At 76.3% G+C, this 16,915-nt stretch carries 18 protein-coding genes; 9 read left to right on the forward strand and 9 right to left on the reverse strand.

Annotation, left to right across the window (positions count from 1 at the left end; all coding sequences use genetic code 11):
- Window positions 1-74 precede the first annotated feature (74 nt).
- The gene (locus tag ACI798_RS00485) at window positions 75-1,088 is read right to left on the reverse strand and encodes a M23 family metallopeptidase (protein WP_457046891.1); all 1,014 of its coding nucleotides are present in this window, start codon (window positions 1,086-1,088) and stop codon (window positions 75-77) included.
- Window positions 1,089-1,692: 604 nt separating this feature from the next.
- Here ACI798_RS00485 and ACI798_RS00490 point away from each other — a divergent pair.
- From ACI798_RS00490 to ACI798_RS00500, 3 genes are all read left to right on the forward strand, one after another.
- The gene (locus tag ACI798_RS00490) at window positions 1,693-2,874 is read left to right on the forward strand and encodes an alcohol dehydrogenase catalytic domain-containing protein (protein ID WP_456942289.1); all 1,182 of its coding nucleotides are present in this window, start codon (window positions 1,693-1,695) and stop codon (window positions 2,872-2,874) included.
- A gap of 137 nt (window positions 2,875-3,011) precedes the next feature.
- Window positions 3,012-4,220, forward strand: a complete 1,209-nt coding sequence (locus ACI798_RS00495) for an MFS transporter (protein ID WP_457046892.1) — start codon at window positions 3,012-3,014, stop codon at window positions 4,218-4,220.
- 34 nt (window positions 4,221-4,254) lie between these two features.
- The gene (locus ACI798_RS00500; RefSeq protein ID WP_457046893.1) at window positions 4,255-5,148 is read left to right on the forward strand and encodes an aldo/keto reductase family oxidoreductase; all 894 of its coding nucleotides are present in this window, start codon (window positions 4,255-4,257) and stop codon (window positions 5,146-5,148) included.
- Window positions 5,149-5,185: 37 nt separating this feature from the next.
- Here the strand turns inward: ACI798_RS00500 and ACI798_RS00505 are convergent, their stop codons facing one another.
- The gene (locus ACI798_RS00505) at window positions 5,186-5,782 is read right to left on the reverse strand and encodes a TetR/AcrR family transcriptional regulator (RefSeq protein ID WP_456942286.1); all 597 of its coding nucleotides are present in this window, start codon (window positions 5,780-5,782) and stop codon (window positions 5,186-5,188) included.
- A 1-nt stretch (window position 5,783) separates the two neighbouring features.
- Entirely contained in the window at window positions 5,784-7,103 is a 1,320-nt protein-coding gene (locus tag ACI798_RS00510; protein WP_456942285.1) for a D-arabinono-1,4-lactone oxidase, read from the reverse strand.
- Between the two features lie 104 nt (window positions 7,104-7,207).
- On the opposite strand from ACI798_RS00510, the gene ACI798_RS00515 reads away from it, so the two are divergent.
- Complete coding sequence (locus ACI798_RS00515; protein WP_457046894.1) at window positions 7,208-8,413, forward strand: alanine racemase; 1,206 nt, start codon at window positions 7,208-7,210, stop codon at window positions 8,411-8,413.
- A gap of 147 nt (window positions 8,414-8,560) precedes the next feature.
- Here ACI798_RS00515 and ACI798_RS00520 read toward each other — a convergent pair whose 3' ends face one another.
- A complete protein-coding gene (locus ACI798_RS00520) occupies window positions 8,561-8,950 on the reverse strand; it encodes a hypothetical protein (RefSeq protein ID WP_456942283.1) in 390 nt (129 codons plus the stop codon).
- A 191-nt stretch (window positions 8,951-9,141) separates the two neighbouring features.
- On the opposite strand from ACI798_RS00520, the gene ACI798_RS00525 reads away from it, so the two are divergent.
- Window positions 9,142-9,987: a DUF4190 domain-containing protein gene (locus tag ACI798_RS00525; RefSeq protein ID WP_456942282.1), complete on the forward strand. Its 846-nt coding sequence runs from the start codon at window positions 9,142-9,144 to the stop codon at window positions 9,985-9,987.
- Window positions 9,988-10,054: 67 nt separating this feature from the next.
- Here ACI798_RS00525 and ACI798_RS00530 read toward each other — a convergent pair whose 3' ends face one another.
- The 4 genes from ACI798_RS00530 to ACI798_RS00545 all read right to left on the reverse strand — a co-directional run bounded on the left by ACI798_RS00530 (window position 10,055) and on the right by ACI798_RS00545 (window position 13,074).
- The gene (locus tag ACI798_RS00530) at window positions 10,055-11,674 is read right to left on the reverse strand and encodes an ABC-F family ATP-binding cassette domain-containing protein (protein ID WP_457046895.1); all 1,620 of its coding nucleotides are present in this window, start codon (window positions 11,672-11,674) and stop codon (window positions 10,055-10,057) included.
- A gap of 45 nt (window positions 11,675-11,719) precedes the next feature.
- Window positions 11,720-11,923, reverse strand: a complete 204-nt coding sequence (locus tag ACI798_RS00535; RefSeq protein ID WP_456942280.1) for a three-helix bundle dimerization domain-containing protein — start codon at window positions 11,921-11,923, stop codon at window positions 11,720-11,722.
- Between the two features lie 115 nt (window positions 11,924-12,038).
- Window positions 12,039-12,464 carry a DUF1801 domain-containing protein gene (locus ACI798_RS00540; protein WP_456942279.1) on the reverse strand — a complete coding sequence of 142 codons (426 nt, stop codon included), beginning with the start codon at window positions 12,462-12,464 and terminating at the stop codon, window positions 12,039-12,041.
- Window positions 12,465-12,474: 10 nt separating this feature from the next.
- Window positions 12,475-13,074, reverse strand: coding sequence for a class I SAM-dependent methyltransferase (locus ACI798_RS00545; protein WP_456942278.1), 600 nt, complete (start codon window positions 13,072-13,074; stop codon window positions 12,475-12,477).
- 59 nt (window positions 13,075-13,133) lie between these two features.
- Here ACI798_RS00545 and ACI798_RS00550 point away from each other — a divergent pair, with 59 nt between their 5' ends.
- The 4 genes from ACI798_RS00550 to ACI798_RS00565 are packed head-to-tail and all read left to right on the forward strand — an operon-like array spanning window position 13,134 to window position 16,466.
- Window positions 13,134-13,664: a GNAT family N-acetyltransferase gene (locus ACI798_RS00550; RefSeq protein WP_456942277.1), complete on the forward strand. Its 531-nt coding sequence runs from the start codon at window positions 13,134-13,136 to the stop codon at window positions 13,662-13,664.
- 31 nt (window positions 13,665-13,695) lie between these two features.
- The gene (locus ACI798_RS00555) at window positions 13,696-14,334 is read left to right on the forward strand and encodes a hypothetical protein (RefSeq protein ID WP_456942276.1); all 639 of its coding nucleotides are present in this window, start codon (window positions 13,696-13,698) and stop codon (window positions 14,332-14,334) included.
- Window positions 14,335-14,363: 29 nt separating this feature from the next.
- Window positions 14,364-15,431, forward strand: a complete 1,068-nt coding sequence (locus ACI798_RS00560; protein ID WP_456942275.1) for a winged helix DNA-binding domain-containing protein — start codon at window positions 14,364-14,366, stop codon at window positions 15,429-15,431.
- On the forward strand, window positions 15,432-16,466 hold the full coding sequence (locus ACI798_RS00565) for an aldo/keto reductase (protein ID WP_457046896.1): 1,035 nt from the start codon (window positions 15,432-15,434) through the stop codon (window positions 16,464-16,466).
- On the opposite strand, the gene ACI798_RS00570 is transcribed toward ACI798_RS00565, so the two are convergent.
- Window positions 16,402-16,914: a DUF2127 domain-containing protein gene (locus tag ACI798_RS00570; protein ID WP_457046897.1), complete on the reverse strand. Its 513-nt coding sequence runs from the start codon at window positions 16,912-16,914 to the stop codon at window positions 16,402-16,404. The genes ACI798_RS00565 and ACI798_RS00570 overlap by 65 nt on opposite strands.
- Between the last annotated feature and the right edge of the window lies 1 nt (window position 16,915).

Below are 16,915 nucleotides of genomic sequence, written 5' to 3' on the forward strand. Positions count from 1 at the left end.
TGACGTGCTGGAACGGCCACCCTCCAGGGTCCGCGCCGTGCTCGCGAGGCGTGGGGAGGAAGGGTGGTCCTTCGTCAGATCGCGACGCCGCGGTCCCGCAGCCACGGGATCGGGTCGATCCGCTCGCCATCGATGCCGCCGACGTGCACCTCGAAGTGCAGGTGCGGGCCGGTCGACTGCCCGCGGTTGCCCAGCAGCGCGATGGTGTCGCCGGCGCGGACCACCTGGCCGGGCTGCACGAGGATCTCCTCCATGTGCCCGTAGACGGTGACGTCGCCGTTCTCGTGCTGGACGTACACCGCCAGGCCGAAGCCGCTGGCGGGGCCGGCCTCGAGGACGACGCCGTCGGCGGCCGCGTACTCCGGCGTGCCGATGGGCGCGGCGAGGTCGATGCCGGCGTGCAGCGTGCCCCAGCGCGCGCCGAAGCCGCTGGTGAGCCGTGCCCCGCTGACCGGGAGCACGGTCCTGGGCCGGGCGGCCTCGGCGGCCGCGGCCGCGGCGGCCTCCTGGGCGGCGCGGTCGGCGTCGGCCTGCGCCTGCGCCGCGGCGGCCTCCCCGGCCTCGCGGGCGTTGCGGCTGGCGGTGACCGCGCCGAGCAGGGTGGCGTCCGAGCGCAGGGTCGCGACCTCGGCGGCCGCGGGGAGGTCCTGGTCGGCGATGCCCAGCTCCTCGGCGACGCTCACCGAGGAGCTGACCGCCTCCGGGCCGTCGGCCTGGGCGACGCGGTCGCCCACGGAGAAGGAGCCGATGCCGACCGCGCCGACCAGCGCGGCGGCGAGGTAGAAGGCGGGCTGGCGGCGCGGCAGCCGCAGCAGCCGGGCCATCGCCCGGTGCCGGCCGTGGCCGGCGACCACGGTGACCGGGACCCGCTCCTCGCCGGCGTCGGCCTCCTCGGGCCCGTCGGCGGCGGCCTCGTCGGTGCCGGCGGCCGCGACGGCGGCCAGCGCCTGGGCGTCGGCGGCCTCGACGAGCTCGGCGGCGTCGGCGACCGCGAGGACCTCGGCGGGCTCGGCGGCCTCGTCGGCCTCGGGAGCCCCAGCGGGCTCGTCCCCGGCGACCACGACGGTGCGGGCCTCGAGGCCGGGCACCGGGGCCGCGGGGGCGGGCGCCGGCTCGGCGGTCGCCTCGGGAGAGGTCCGCGGCGACGGCGTGGGCCGCGGCCGGGGGCTCGGACGGCGGGCGGGGCGGGACTCGGGTCGGGACTCGGTGCGGTCCCCGCTCGGCGACGTCTCCCCCTGACGTCGGTGCGGGGTGGGCCGCGGGGCCGTCTTCGCGGCGCCGGCGGGTCGCCGGTCGGGCGACGCTGCCGCTGCCTTGCGGAGGGGTGCGCCGGCCGCGGGCTTCGCGGCCGTCCCTCCGTCGAGGAGGCGGTCCGGGTGGAGCTCGGTCATGCACCTGACTTCCGTCGGGGACAGGGACGTCGTGCTGCGCCCGGGGGAGCGGGCGGGGCCCATGTAAACACGCCGTGACCGTTACGTGATCTGCAGACCTGGGTATGGAGGTCCGGATGTGTGGCATGGGTCACTGGGCTGCACGGTTGTCATTCGACGATGCGTCGAACCGATGTGACGGAGAGTGATCAACACGCCGGTTGAGCGTTGAACGAGGGGCGAGGAGGCCCACACCGGGCACGAGGCCCCTGGACAGGCCGATCGACGCCGCTTCCGGCCGACGACCCGAGGAGAGGATCTCGTGCGCGCAGTGACCTGGCACGGACGTGCCGACGTACAGGTGGACACCGTCCCCGACCCGACGCTGCAGGAGGACACCGACGTCGTCGTCGAGATCACCTCGAGCGGCATCTGCGGGTCCGACCTGCACCTGATCGAGGTGATGGCGCCGTTCATGAGCAAGGGCGACGTCATGGGGCACGAGCCGATGGGCGTCGTCCGCGAGGTCGGCTCCGCGGTGACGGCGGTCAAGCCCGGCGACCGCGTCGTCGTGCCGTTCAACATCTCCTGCGGGACCTGCTGGATGTGCTCGCAGGGCCTGCAGTCGCAGTGCGAGACCACGCAGAACCGCGACCAGGGCTTCGGCGCCTCGCTGTTCGGCTACACGAAGCTCTACGGGCAGGTGCCCGGCGGCCAGGCCGAGTACCTGCGGGTGCCCTTCGGCAACACGCTGCCGATCAAGGTCCCGGACGGCCCGCCGGACGACCGCTTCGTCTACCTCTCCGACGTCCTGCCCACCGCCTGGCAGGCGGTGCAGTACGCCGCGACGCCGCCCGGCGGCACGCTGCTGGTGCTCGGGCTCGGGCCGATCGGCGACATGTGCACCCGGATCGCCCACCACCTGGGCATCGAGGACGTGTACGCCTCCGACGTCGTCCCGGAGCGGCTGGAGCGGGCCACCGCCCGCGGCACGCACGTCATCCGCTCCACGAAGAAGGACGACGTCGTCCGGCAGATCCAGGACGCGACCGCCGGCCGCGGCGCCGACGCGGTGATCGACGCCGTCGGCATGGAGGCCCACGGCTCGCCGCTGGCGCAGATCGCGCAGAAGGCGACCGCGGTCGTCCCGGACGCGATCATGGAGAAGGTCATGCAGGTCGCCGGCATCGACCGGCTGGCCGCGCTGAACACCGCCATCGACGCGGTCCGCCGCGGCGGCACCATCTCGCTGTCCGGCGTCTACGGCGGCGCCACCGACCCGCTGCCGCTGATGCGGATGTTCGACAAGCAGATCCAGCTGCGGATGGGCCAGGCCAACGTGTGGCGCTGGGTGCCCGACATCCTGCCGCTGCTGGTCGACGGCGACCCGCTCGGCGTCGACGACTTCGCCACCCACCGGGTGCCGCTGGAGCGGGCGCCGCAGGCCTACGCCGACTTCCGCGAGAAGAAGGACGGCGCGGTCAAGGTGCTGCTGCAGCCCTGACCCGGGTGTGAGCACACCCACCGGCCGCGCGGGGCATGTCCCGCGCGGCCGGTGCCTTCCCTCCCTGTAGGACCAGCACGGACGACGACGTCCGCACGCCCCGCCACGTCCGCCGTCGTCCCTCCTGGAGTCCTCCCGTGCCCCGCGGTCTGCTCGCCCTCGCCATCGGCGCCTTCGGCATCGGCACCACCGAGTTCGTCGTCATGGGCATGCTGCCCGAGATCGCCGGCGGCCTCGGCGTCTCGGTGTCCGCCGTCGGCCTGCTCATCTCCGCCTACGCCGCCGGCGTCGTCATCGGCGCACCCACGCTCACCGCGCTCGGCGTGCGGTTCTCCCCGCGCCAGACGCTGGTCGCGCTGATGGTCGTGTTCGTCGTCGGCAACGCGCTGTCGGCCGTGGCGCCCACCTACGAGACCCTGGCCGCGGCGCGGGTGCTGACCGCGCTGGCGCACGGGTCGTTCTTCGGCGTCGGCGCGGTGGCCGCGCGGCGGCTTGTCCCGCCGGAGCGGGCCACCCAGGCGATCTCGCTGATGATGGTCGGGCTGACGCTGGCCAACGTGGTCGGCGTCCCGCTCGGCACGTTCGTCGCCCAGCAGCTGAGCTGGCGGCTGGTGCTCGGCGCGATCGCCGGCATCGGGCTGGTCACCATCGCCGGGCTGCTGGCCTGGCTGCCCGCCGGCACCGGGGAGCGCGGGGACCTGCGCGCCGAGCTGGCCGCCTTCCGCCGTCCCCAGGTGTGGCTGGTGCTCGGCCTGACGATGGTCGGCTTCGCCGCGCTGTTCGCCGTCTACAGCTACGTCAGCCCGATCCTCACCGACCTGGCCGGTCTGCCCGAGGGCTGGGTGACGCCGGTGCTCGCGCTGTTCGGCGTCGGCACCACCGTCGGCACGCTGGCCGGCGGCCGCCTCGGCGACCGGTTCGGCTGGACGTTCGTCGTCGTCGGGTTGCTCGCCACCGCGCTGCTGCTGGCCGCCTTCGCCTTCCTCGCCCGCACCCCCGCGGCCGCCGTCGTCCTGCTGGTGCTGTTCGGCACGGTCGCCTTCGCGATGGGCCCGGTCGTGCAGAACGGCGTGATCGTGGCCGCGCGGGTCTCCGGCGGCAGCCTGGTGTCGGCGGCCAACCAGGCCGCGTTCAACGTGGCCAACGCCGTGGGCGCCGCGCTGGGCGCGCTGGTCATCTCCCTCGGCCTGGGCTACACCGCGCCGATGTGGGTGGGCGCGGGCCTGGCGCTCCTGGGCAGCGGCCTGGCGCTGGCCGCCCGGCGGGCCGACCGGCGCGAGACCGCGCGGGTGACCGCCGACGTCGGCCGGTGGCACGCGGAGGTCGGCAGCCGGCTGGCCGCCTGAGGGTTCCCCCGGGCTCCCCGGGTAGGGAGCGGGCATGACGACGACCACGGCCGAGAGGTCGGGACAGTTCGCGCTCGGGGACCGCACGGTCCACCGCATCGGCTACGGCGCGATGCAGCTGGCCGGCCCGCACGTCATGGGCCCGCCGGCCGACCGCGAGGCCGCCGTCGCCGTCCTGCGCCGGGCGGTGGAGCTGGGCGTGGACCACGTCGACACCAGCGACTACTACGGCCCGCACGTGACCAACGAGGTCATCCGCGAGGCGCTGCACCCCTATCCGGAGCAGCTCACGATCGTCACCAAGGTCGGTGCCCGGCGGACGCCGGACGGCGCGTGGCCCGAGGCCCTCTCCCCCGAGGAGCTCAAGCAGGCCGTGCACGACAACCTCGACCACCTCGGCGTCGACGTGCTCGACGTGGTGAACCTGCGCATGCCCGGGTTCGACGCACCGGTGGAGCGCTCGCTGGCCGAGCCGTTCGAGGCGCTGGCGGAGTTGCAGCAGCAGGGGCTGGTCCGGCACCTGGGCGTGTCCAACGTGACGACGCAGCAGCTCGCCGAGGCGCGGTCGATCGCGCCGGTGGTGTGCGTGCAGAACCACTACAACCTCGTGCACCGCGCCGACGACCCGATGCTCGACGCGCTGGCCCGCGAGGGCGTCGCCTACGTGCCCTACTTCCCGCTCGGCGGGTTCACGCCCCTGCAGTCCGCGGCGCTGGAGACGGTGGCGCGGCGGCTGGAGACCACGCCGATGCAGGTGGCGCTGGCCTGGCTGCTGGCCCGCTCCCCCAACGTCCTGCTCATCCCGGGGACGTCGTCGGTGGCGCACCTGGAGGAGAACCTCCAGGCGGGCGCGCGGGTGCTCGGGCCGCTGGAGATGCAGGAGCTCGACCGCATCGGCGGCACCGGCGAGCCCGACGTCGACCTCTGACCCGGCGGGGAGCGGCAGGAACGGCCGTTCCTGCCGCCTAGGGCTGGGCGGCGGAGGTGACCAGCTGGTCGACCGCGGCCTCGAGCACCGCGCGGGTGGCGGCGGTGTCGCGGTCGACCAGCCAGGTCGTCGTCGCACCGTCGACCACGGTGACCAGCAGCCGGGCGAGCTCGGGCACCGGCCGCCGCCAGGTGGCGCCGGTCGCGGCGGCGGCCTCCTCCAGCAGCCGGGTCGCCGCCGCGGTGTAGGCGCGGTACTGCGCAGCGGCTACCGGCCGCAGCTCCGGGTCGCGCACCGCGTGCAGGGTGAGCTCGAGCATCAGCGCCTCGGCGCCGGGCTCGCGCTCCAGGTGGTCGAGGTAGCCGGCGGCGGCCGCGCGCAGGCAGCCGGCCAGGCCCGCGGCCGGGTCCAGGGCGGCGGAGGCGGCGGCCAGCTCGCGGCCGACCACGCGGGTCACCAGCTCGCGCAGCAGCTCGTCGCGCGAGGAGAAGGCGTAGTGGAAGGCGGCCAGCGGCATGCCGGCCTCGGCGACGACCGCGCGGGTGGTACCGGCGGCCAGGCCGTCCCGGGCCATCACCCGCAGCGCCGCCTCCACCAGGGCGGCGCGCCGCTGCGCGGCCGGCAGCCGCGGCACCTCAGGCCTGCCCGGCGGGCTGCCCGGCCGGGCCGAGGACCCGGGCGAGGTGGGTGTTGGTGAACACCCCGGCGGGGTCCAGCCGCTCGCGCAGCGCGGCGAACTCGCCGAACCGCGGGTACCGCTGCGCCAGCGCCGCGGCGTCGAGGCCGTGCTCCTTGCCCCAGTGCGGGCGCCCGCCGGCGGCCAGCGCGATCGCCTCGAACGCGGCGAAGTACCCGCCGGGCTCGCTGCGGGCGGGCACGTGGACGGCGACGTAGGCGGTGTCGCGGCCGTACGCCGTCGACAGCGGGACGTCGTCGGCGGCGGCGACCCGCACCTCGACCGGGAACGGCACCCGGTGCGGGCCGGCGTCGACCACCCGTCGCAGCTCCGCCAGCACGGCCGGGGCGGCGTCCCGCGGGAGGGCGTACTCCATCTCGCGGAACCGCACCCGCCGGCGGGAGACGAAGACCCGGTGCGCGACGTCGGTGTACGTGCGGGCGCCCAGCGCCCCGGCGGAGAACCGCGCCAGCGGCGGCACCAGCGCGGGCACCCGGTGGCCGGCCGCGACGACGGCGGCGAGGCCGGCGTTGGCGAGCACCTCGTCGTCCCAGAACGCCCGCGCCCGGCCCGGCGGCGCGACCTCCTCCAGCGGCACCCGGGTGTTGCGCAGGGTGCGGCACCGGTCGGTGTGCGGGAACCAGTAGAACTCGACGTGGTCGGTGGAGGACGTGAAGCCGGCGAAGTCGGCCAGCAGGTCCGGCAGCGCGGCGGTGCCCTCCTCGGCGCGCAGGGCGAACGCCGGCACCGCCTGCAGGGTCACGGTGCTCAGCACGCCGAGGGCGCCCAGGCCGACCCGCGCGGCGGAGAGGACGTCGGGGTTCTCGTCCGGCGCGCAGCGCAGCACCGTCCCGTCGGCGGTGACCAGCTCCAGCGCGCAGACCTGCGTGGCCAGCCCGCCGAACCGGGCGCCGGTGCCGTGGGTGCCGGTGGAGATCGCGCCGGCGACGGTCTGCCGGTCGACGTCGCCGAGGTTGGTCAGCGCCCAGCCGCGGGCGGCCAGCTCCGCGTTCAGCCGGTGCAGCGGCATGCCGGCCTGCACGGTGACCAGCCCGGCGTCGTCGACGCCGACCAGGTCCGCGTGCCGGTCCAGCGCCAGCGCGACGTCCTCCGGGCGGCCGACGCCGGTGAACGAGTGGCCGCTGCCCAGCGCGGTGACCCGGCGCCCGGCCGCGGCGGCGTCCCGCACCGCGGCGGCGATCTCCCCGGTGCCCGCCGGGTGCACGACGGTCACGCCGTCCGCCCGCTGGTTGCCGGCCCAGTTGCGCCAGGTGCCCACGCCGCCTCCTCCGTCGTGCGCGGCAGCGTCCCGCTCGCGCCGGACCGGGTCAAGTGACTGGGACGCTTGACCCGGTCGGCGGTCCGCGAGGATGCTGCCGCGCCATGACCTCCCCGGCCGCAGCCCGGGCCCGGCTGGACCGGGCGACGGCGGACCTCGACCCGCCGCTGGCCGTCCTGGACCTCGACGCGCTCGACGCCAACGCCGCCGACCTGGTGCGCCGCGCCGCCGGGCGCCCGGTCCGGGTGGCGAGCAAGTCGGTGCGCAGCCGCGCGGTCCTGCGGCGGGTGCTGGCCCGCCCCGGCTTCGCCGGCGTGCTCGCCTACACGCTGGCCGAGGCGCTCTGGCTGGCCGGCGGCGACGACCCGGTGTCCGACGACGTCGTCGTCGCCTACCCCTCGGTGGACCGCGCGGCGCTGCGCCGGCTGGTGGCCGACCCCGCGCTCGCCGCGCGGGTGACGCTGGTGGCCGACTCCCCCGACCACCTCGACGCCGTCGACGCGGTGGCGCCGCCCGGGTCGCGGCCGCCGGTGCGGATCTGCCTGGACCTCGACGCGTCGCTGCGGGCCGGGCGGGTGCACGTCGGGGTGCGCCGGTCGCCGGTGCACGACCCCGCGGCCGCCGCGGCGCTGGCCCGGGCGGTGTGCGACCGGCCCGGCTTCGCCCTGGTCGGGCTCATGGCCTACGAGGCGCAGGTCGCCGGCGTGCCGGACGCGCCGCCCGGGCGCCCGCTGCGCGGCCTGGCGGTGCGCGGGGTGCAGGCGCTGTCGGTGCGGGAGCTGACCGGGCGCCGCGCCGCCGCGGTGGCCGCCGTCTCCGCCGTCGCGCCGCTGGCGTTCGTCAACGGCGGCGGCACGGGGAGCCTGGAGCGGACCGCGGCCGACCCGTCGGTCACCGAGGTCGCCGCGGGCTCGGGGCTGTACCAGCCGACGCTGTTCGACGGGTACCGCGCCTTCCGCGGCCGGCCGGCGCTGCTGTTCGCGCTGCCGGTGACCCGCCGGCCCGCCCCCGGGACGGTGACCGTCGCGGGCGGCGGGTGGATCGCCTCCGGGCCGCCCGGCGCCGACCGGCTGCCGCGCCCGGTCCATCCCGCGCGGCTGCGGGTGCTCGGCACCGAGGGCGCCGGGGAGGTGCAGACGCCGCTGCGCGGCCCGGACGCCGACGGGCTCGCCGTCGGGGACCGCGTCTGGTTCCGGCACGCCAAGGCCGGCGAGGTGTGCGAGCACGTCGAGGTCCTGCACACGCTGGCCGGGGACCGCCTCGCCGGCGCCGTCGCCACCTACCGCGGCGAGGGCCGGGCCTTCGGCTGAGCCCCGTACTCGCAGGTGTCGATCGTCGGGTCGTCGCCGCTCGCGCCGGCGCGCCCGCGCGTGCCTGCGGCGAGAACTCGGTGACCGACCGCCCGACCAGCCCCCGGGCGGCAGGGACGGCCATTTCTGCCGCCCCCGGGAGCCGCGTCAGTCGGCGTCGTTGGCGAGCAGGGCGCGGGCCTCGGCGGCCTCGTCCTCGGTGAGCCCGCCCGAGCCGTCGGGGTGGTCGACCTGGGCGTCGATCCAGCGCCGGTGCGCCTCCCACGCCGACTGCCGGGTGGCGCCCAGCGCCCGGCCGATCTGCGCCCAGGACGCCCCGGTGGCCCGCGCCGTCCGGACGGTGAGCTGACGCCCCTGCGCCGCTCGCCGGGCGACCACCTCGCCCAGCGCCAGGAGCTCCAGCGCCTCCTCGCGGGTCAGCGGCCGGGGGCCGGCCGGGTCGTCGGGGTCGGCCAGCGAGTCGCGGGTGCGCAGCTCGTCGTAGCGGCGGACGGCGCTGGCGAGGGTGTGCCGTCGTTCGAGGTCGTCGACGTCCATGACCCAGCGTCCGTCAGGCTCCCCTGACAGTCAAGGAGACCTGACGGCCGGACGGCGCCGGCGGGACGGGTGGTGCTCCTGCGGCGGCTGGGATGCCTCCGGGCGTTTTCGGATCGCGATCGGGTGCGGTCCGGCCGAAGAACGACACGGTCTCGATCCGAATCCACCCAGCCCTCGCGAGGAGCCGTTCCGTGTCCCACCCCCCGCAGGCGCCGTACCAGCAGCCCTACGCTCCGGTCCAGCCGCCGTACGTCCCCCAGCAGAAGGGCGCCGGCCTGGCCGTCGCGTCGATGGTCCTGGGGATCATCGCGCTGCTGCTGAGCTGGGTGCCGATCGTCAACAACGTCGCCGCTGTGATCGCCGTCGTCGGCCTGGCGCTGGGCATCCCCGCGCTGCTGCGCGCCCGTCGCGGCACCCACCGGGGCAAGGGCCTGTCGATCGCCGGCCTCGTCACCTCGGTGGTGGCCATCGCCGTGGTGTTCGCGACGCAGGCCTTCTACGCCAGCGTGATCGACGAGGTCGCCGACAGCCTCGACGAGGACCTCGGCAGCGCCGCCCCGTTCGACGGCGCGACGTCGGAGCTGCTGGAGTCCGCCCCCGAGGAGGCCGCCCCGGCCGACGAGGTCGTGCCGCTGGGGGTCCCGGCCCAGGTCGGCGACTACCTGGTCACCGTGGACGCCGTGGAGCTCGACGCCGACGAGTCCGTGCTCGCCGCGAACGAGTACAACGAGCCGGCCACCGGCCAGTACGTGCTCACCCAGCTGACCGTCACCTACACCGGTACGACGGAGGGCATGCCCGGCTTCGACCTGACCACCGTCTTCCACGGTTCCGACGCCCGTCAGTACAGCGACTCCGAGTGCATGGCCGTCCTCGCCGACGACGCCATGGACACCCCCACCCTCAACCCGGGGGGCTCGGACACGTTCGAGTTCTGCATGGACGTGCCGCCGGCCGCCGTCGCGGGCGGTCAGCTGTCCGTCGAGCCGACGATGAGTTTCGACTCGGACGACCGCGTCTTCTACGCCCTCCCGTAGCCCCACGCCGCGCGTTCCCGGCCGGACCTCCCACGACGGAGGTCCGGCCGGTTCCGTTCACGGGTGCTCAGCGGGCTCGGACGACCCGGGTCTCGTCGAACACCGGCTCGGCGGACTCGTACACCCGCCCGTCGGCGCCGAAGACGAGGAACCGGTCGAAGGAGCGGGCGAACCAGCGGTCGTGGGTCACCGCGAGCACGGTGCCGTCGAACGCGGCCAGCGCCTCCTCCAGCGCCTCGGCGGAGAGGACGTCGAGGTTGTCGGTGGGCTCGTCGAGCAGCAGCAGCGTGGCGCCGGACAGCTCCAGCATCAGCACCTGCAACCGCGCCTGCTGCCCGCCGGACATGGTCCGGAACGGCTGGTCGGCGGAGTCGGTGAGCCCGTAGCGGCGCAGCACCGCCATGGCCCGCCCCCGGTCGACGCCCGGCCGGCCGGGTTCCCCGTGCCACAGCAGGTCCACCGGCGTCCGGTCCTGCCACTCCGGGTGCGCGTGGGTCTGGGCGAAGGAGCCGGGGGCGACGCGCGCCCCGAGCCGCCAGGCCCCGGTGTGGGCGACGTCCTGGCCGGCCAGCAGCCGCAGGAAGTGGGACTTGCCCGCGCCGTTGGCGCCGAGGACGCCGACCCGGTCGCCGTACCGGACCTCCAGGTCGAACGGCTGCATGAGGCCGGTCAGCTCCAGCTGCTCGGCCACGACCGCGCGCACGCCGGTGCGCCCGCCGCGCAGCCGCATCGTCACCTGCTGCTGCGGCGGCCGGTCCGGCGGCGGCCCGGCCGCCTCGAACTTCGCCAGCCGGGTCTGCATCGCCCGGTACCGCGAGGCCATGTCCGGGGAGTTGGCCGCCTGCTGCTGCAGCGTGCGGACCAGCTCCACGAGGCGCTCGTGCTCCTCCTCCCAGCGGCGGCGCAGCTCGGCCATCCGCTCGTGTCTCGCCTCGCGGGCCTCGGGATAGGAGGACCACCCGCCGCCGTGCACCCACGCCGTCCCGCCCTCGACGGTGACCACCCGGTCGGCCACGGTGGCGAGCAGCTCGCGGTCGTGGCTGACGAACAGCACCGTCTTGCGGGTCTCGAGCAGCCGCTGCTCCAGCCACCGCTTGCCGGGGACGTCGAGGTAGTTGTCCGGCTCGTCCAGCAGCAGCACCTGCTCGGGCCCGCGCAGCAGCGCCTCGAGTGCGAGCCGCTTCTGCTCGCCACCGGACAGCGTGGACAGCTCGCGGTACTTGCACCGGTCGTAGGGGACGCCGAGCGCCGCGACGGTCACCGTGTCCCAGGTGACCTCGGCGTCGTAGCCGCCGGCGTCGCCCCACTGCGCGAGCGCGTCGGCGTAGGCGAGCTGCGCGGGCTCGTCGTCGGTCTCCATGAGGGTCAGCTCGGCGGCGTCGAGGGCGTCCCAGGCCGCGCGCACCGCGGGCGCGGAGAGGTCGACGAGGAAGCGCTGGACGGTGGTGTCGTCGCGCACCGAGCCGATGAACTGCCGCATGACGCCGAGGCCGCCGCTGCGGGCCACGGTGCCTGCCTCGGGCACCAGGTCACCGGCGACGATCCGCAGCAGCGTCGTCTTGCCCGCGCCGTTCTCGCCGACCAGCGCCGCGCGGGCGCCCTCGCCGATCCGGAACGAGACGTCGTCCAGCAGCACCCGGCCGCCCGGCAGCGTGTGCCGGACCCCGCTCACGTCGACGTAGCCCACCCCGACATCGTCCGGGGCCGGGCAACCGGATTCGGCGGGTCCCCCTCAGCCGACGGACTGCAGGCGGGTCCGGGCCAGGCGCTCCACCATCTCCGGCAGCGCGGTCACCGGGACGCCGCTGAGGTCCTGCCGGCACATGCGGACGACGTTGCCGACGACCTGGGGTCGCAACCGCGTGCCGAACTCGTCCACCAGCCGGGTGACGGCCTGCTCGACGCTGGGGTCGGAGAGCTGCTCGATCGAGGTCATGGGCGCGCGGGACTCCTCGTTCGGTCCGTGCGGGGAAGTGCGTCCACCGTGGCGGCTGGGACGGGTGTGATCCAGGGACCTAGGTCCCCGGCCGAGGACGGATCCGGCGTGTCGGTCAGGACGCGAAGAAGGTGTTGCCGCCCGAGGACGTGACCGCGGCGGCGTCACGCACCAGCGCGGACAGCTCCGCCTCGTCGACCCGGTCGAGCGAGGTGAACCGGATGCAGCTCTTCCCGCAGGACACCCGCCCCAGCCGCGCGGCGCGCGCCTCGGGCAGGTACTCGCCGCCGACGACGGCGCAGACGTACAGCGACAGGTGGCGCTTCTGCGCGGCGAGGGCGACCAGCGGCCAGCGGGTGGTCTCCCTCGCCGACCGCGGCCGGTAGGGCAGCAGGCCGTAGCCGAGCACGCGTCCCGACCCGGCCGGCACGAGTTCGCGGTCCAGCCCGGGCGCGGCCTCGCGGACCAGGGCGTCGACCCGGCGCAGCTCCGCCTCGCGCGGCCCGGCCGCGGCGAACCACTCCTCGATGGTGTCGGTCACGGACCGGACGCTAGCGCCGCGGGCCGACAGGTCCGGGCGGTCGGCGTCCCCAGAGCAGGGTGTCCAGCGCGGTGCCGTCGGGCGTCTCCCGGCGGACCTGCTCGAGCCGGTCGACGTCGAGCAGGGCGGCCACCGGGGCCAGCCGCCGGGTGCTGTGCAGGATCGCCGGGTCCTGCGGCCCGCCGACGCCCGCGGTCACGTTCTCGGCGTCGTGCCCCAGCAGCAGGAACCGCCCGCCGGGACGCAGCCAGCCGACGGCCCGGCGGAGCAGGCCGGTCATCGGCGGGTCCGGCAGGTGCAGGTAGGCGACCAGCACCAGGTCCAGGGAGCCGGGCGGTGGCGACCAGGTGGTCGCGTCGGCGGTCACCCAGGTGACCCGGTCGGCGTCCGGCTGCGCCCGCCCGCGGGCCAGGCCGGTGGCCGAGAAGTCGACGGCGGTCGCGCGCCAGCCGCGCCGGGCGAGCCACAGTGCGTGCCGCCCCTCCCCCGCGGCCAGGTCGACGGCGTCCCCCGGCGGCAGTTCCCCCACGAGGGCGGCGACCAGCGCGTTGGGCTCCCCCGACCACTGCTGCCGCTCGGCGTAGCGCGCGTCCCAGTCCTCGGCCTGCACGGGCCGGAGTGTGGCAGCGACGACGTGCGCGCCGCCCGGGCCGGGGTCAGGGTGGGCGGGTGAACACCCTCCGGCTGGTCCGCTTCGAGCCGGAGCACCTGCCCGCCGTCACGCCGTGGTTCGACGACGACGAGACGCGGCGGCGGCTGGGCGGCCGCGAGTGGCCGGTGCGGGAGATCGCGCTGCGCAGCACGCGGTGGACCGACGAGTTCCGCGGGCGCCGGTTGCTGCGCAGCCACTCCTTCGTCGCCCTCGACGACACCGGCCGCCCGGTGGCCCAGATCGGCGGGGACGTCTACGACCGGTGGACGACGTGGGACCCGGTGGCCGAGCGGGTCCTCGCGGCCGACACGCGCCGCACGATGGGCGTGGCCTACGTCGTCGACCCGGCCTGCCGGGGGCGCGGCCGCGGCAGCGCGGCGCTCCGGGCGCTGGTGGCCGCGCCCGAGACCGCCGACGTCGAGCAGTTCGTGCTGGGCATCGAGCCGGACAACGCGGCGAGCCTGCGGGTGGCCGCCGCGGCCGGGTGCACGCCGCTGACCACGGAGCCCGACGCCGAGGACATGGTCTACCTGCACCTGGAGCGCTGACCGGCGCGGGGCCGTGGCCGAGGATGGCCCCGTGCCCCCACACGTCTCCGACCCCGACGACCTCGTGCTGCACGGCCTCCGGGTGCTGGGCTTCGCCTCGCCGGGGCGGATCGCGGCCCGCTTCGGGCTCGACCGCGACGAGGTCGAGGACCGGCTGCTCGGGCACGCCACCCGGGGCTGGGTCACCCACACCCGCTTCGCCGACAGCGCCGGGTGGTCGCTGACCGAGGAGGGCCGGGCCGAGGACGGGCGGCGGATGGGCGCGGAGCTGGAGCTGACCGGCGCGCGGGACGTGGTCACCGAGGCCCACGGCCGGTTCGTCCCGTTGAACCGCAGGTTCGGCAAGGTCTGCACCGACTGGCAGCTGCGGCCGACCCGCACCGAGCCGATGGCCGCCAACGACCACACCGACTGGAGGTGGGACGAGCGGGTGCTCCGGGCGCTGGGCACGCTCGGCCGCGACCTGGCCGCGGTGACCGACCCGCTGGCCCGCTGCCTGCAGCGCCTGGACGGCTACTCCGACCGCTACGCCGCCGCGCTCGCCCGGGTCGACCGCGGCGAGCGGCACTGGGTGGACTCCCCCGAGGTCGACTCCTGCCACACGGTGTGGATCCAGCTGCACGAGGACCTGCTCGCCACCCTGGGGATCGAGCGCGGGCAGGACGCCTGACGGTCACCCCCGGCTGGCACGCTCCCGGCATGACGACGGTGACGCCCCGCGAGGTCGCGCTGCTGCGCCTGGTGGCCCAGCGGGTGGCCGGGACGCCGTTCCCCGACGCGGCGGCGGCGGTGCGGGCGCTGGGCGCGGTGCAGGGCCAGGACCTGCCCGGCGCGCTGACGTCGGTGGCGCTGCGCACCGCCGGCCGCTCCCGCGCGGGGGTCACCGCGGCCCTCGACGCCGGCAGCGTCGTCCGCTCCTGGCCGATGCGCGGGACGCTGCACCTGGTCGCCGCCGAGGACCTGCACTGGATGCTCGAGCTGCTCGGCGGGCGGGCGCTGGCGGGCGCGGCGAAGCGGCGGGCCGTCGTCGGGCTGACCGAGGAGGGCCTCGAGCGCTCGCGGGAGGTCGCCGTCGCCGCGCTGACCGGCCGGCGGCGGCTGGGCCGGCAGGCGCTGCTGGCCGCGCTGACCGACGCCGGCTGCGACGTCGCGGGCCCGAAGGGCTACCACACGCTCTGGTACCTCTCCCAGACCGGGACGCTGGTCCTCGGCCCCACCGACGACGGCGACCAGGCGTTCGTGCTGCTCGACGAGTGGGTGCCCGCGCCGCGCCGCCTGGACCGCGAGGGGGCGCTGGCCGAGCTCGCGCTGCGGTTCTTCACCGGGCACGGGCCGGCCACGGTCGCGGACCTGGTGCGCTGGGCGGGCACGACGGTCCGCGACGCCCGCGCGGGCCTCGCGTCGGTGCGGGACCGGCTGGCCACGGTCGACGTCGGCGGCACCGAGGCCCACCTCGACCCGGAGACCCCGGAACGGCTGGCCGCCTGCCGCGCCGACGCCGAGGGGCTGCACCTGCTGCCCGGGTTCGACGAGGTCGTGCTCGGCTATGCCGACCGCAGCTGCACGGTGCCGCCCGAGTTCGCCGACCGGATCGTGCCCGGCGGCAACGGGGTGTTCCGGTCCACCGTCGTCTGCGGCGGGCAGGTGGTCGGCACCTGGCGGTGGACCGGCAAGGGCGCGAAGCGGGTCGCGACCGCCGAGCCGTTCACCGCCTTCCCCGACGGTGTCGCCGAGCGCGTGCCGGAGCTCGCCGCCGCCCTCCCCTGAGTGCCCGAGGTGCTCCGCCGCCGCTGGGAGGCGACCACCGCGCCGCCGGGGAAGGCTGGGCGCATGGAGTACGTGCGCCTGGGCGCCACCGGCCTGGAGGTCTCGCGGATCTGCCTCGGGATGATGAGCTTCGGCGAGCCCGGGCGCGGGATGACGCCGTGGAGCCTGCCCGAGGACGAGGCGATGCCGCTGGTCCGCAAGGCGCTCGAGGCCGGCGTCACCTTCCTCGACACCGCCAACGTCTACTCGGCCGGCTCCAGCGAGGAGATCACCGGGAAGGCGATCCGCGAGTTCACCACCCGCGACGACGTCGTCCTGGCCACCAAGGTGCACGGCCGGATGCGCCCGGGGCCCAACGGCGGCGGGCTGTCCCGCGTCGCGATCCTGCGCGAGCTCGAGGCGAGCCTGCGCCGGCTGCAGGTGGACCACGTCGACCTCTACCAGATCCACCGCTGGGACCCGGCCACGCCGGTCGAGGAGACGCTGGAGGCGCTGGACTCGGCCGTGCGCAGCGGCAGGGTCCGGTACCTGGGCGCGAGCAGCATGTGGGCCTGGCAGTTCGGCAAGGCGCTGCACCTGGCCGGCGAGCGCGGCTGGCACCGGTTCGTGTCGATGCAGGACCACTACAACCTGCTCAACCGCGAGGAGGAGCGGGAGATGCTCCCGCTGTGCGCGGACCAGGGCATCGGCGTCATCCCGTGGAGCCCGCTGGCCCGCGGCCGGCTGACCCGCGACTGGGACGAGACGACGCACCGCTCGGAGAACGACGCGTTCGGCGGCCGCCTCTACGACGAGTCCAGTGACCGCGCGATCGTCGAGCGGGTGGCCGAGGTGGCCCGCGAGCGCGGCGTCCCGCGGGCGCAGGTGGCGCTGGCCTGGCTGCTGGCCAAGCCGGTGGTCACCGCTCCGATCGTCGGCGTCACCAAGGCCGCGCACCTCGACGACGCCGTCGCCGCGGTCGACCTGCGGCTCACCGACGAGGAGGTCGCCCGCCTCGAGGAGCCGTACCGCCCGCACGCCGTCGCCGGCTTCTGAGCCGCCGGTACTCGCGCAGCACGAGCGCGGTCAGCAGCAGGTCGAGGCCGCCCGCGGCCCACATCCCCCACGAGCCCCGGTCCACCGCCAGGTACACCTCGTAGACGCCGAACACCCCGAGCACGGCGGCGGCGACCGGGTAGGCGGGCCGCACCTCGCGCAGCAGCGCGACGACGAGGCCCAGCTTCACCAGGCCGTGCAGGGTCAGGTAGACGACGGCGAAGGTCCGGTCGGCGCCGAGCGCGGCCTCGCCGGCGAGGACGCGCCCGGCCGGGGCGCCGTCCGGGCTGCCCAGCAGGTGGTGCCCGACCACCCCGCGGGTCAGGCCGTCCAGCGCGCGGGGGCCCGCCGCCAGCAGCGCCAGGCCCGCCAGCAGCTCCGTCGCGCCGTCGAGTCCCTTGACGAACAGCGCGGCGCGCAGCAGCCGGTCGGTGGTTGTGCCGGGCATG

It is taken from the genome of Geodermatophilus sp. SYSU D01045 (assembly GCF_054050295.1).

Excerpts from the sequence above, each read along its gene's own strand:
- ACI798_RS00500 (WP_457046893.1), top strand. The coding sequence starts at position 4,255 with ATGACGACGACCACGGCCGAGAGGTCGGGACAGTTCGCGCTCGGGGAC.
- ACI798_RS00535 (WP_456942280.1), bottom strand. The coding sequence starts at position 11,923 with ATGACCTCGATCGAGCAGCTCTCCGACCCCAGCGTCGAGCAGGCCGTC.
- ACI798_RS00520 (WP_456942283.1), bottom strand. The coding sequence starts at position 8,950 with ATGGACGTCGACGACCTCGAACGACGGCACACCCTCGCCAGCGCCGTC.
- ACI798_RS00560 (WP_456942275.1), top strand. The coding sequence starts at position 14,364 with ATGACGACGGTGACGCCCCGCGAGGTCGCGCTGCTGCGCCTGGTGGCC.
- ACI798_RS00570 (WP_457046897.1), bottom strand. The coding sequence starts at position 16,914 with ATGCCCGGCACAACCACCGACCGGCTGCTGCGCGCCGCGCTGTTCGTC.
- ACI798_RS00515 (WP_457046894.1), top strand. The coding sequence starts at position 7,208 with ATGACCTCCCCGGCCGCAGCCCGGGCCCGGCTGGACCGGGCGACGGCG.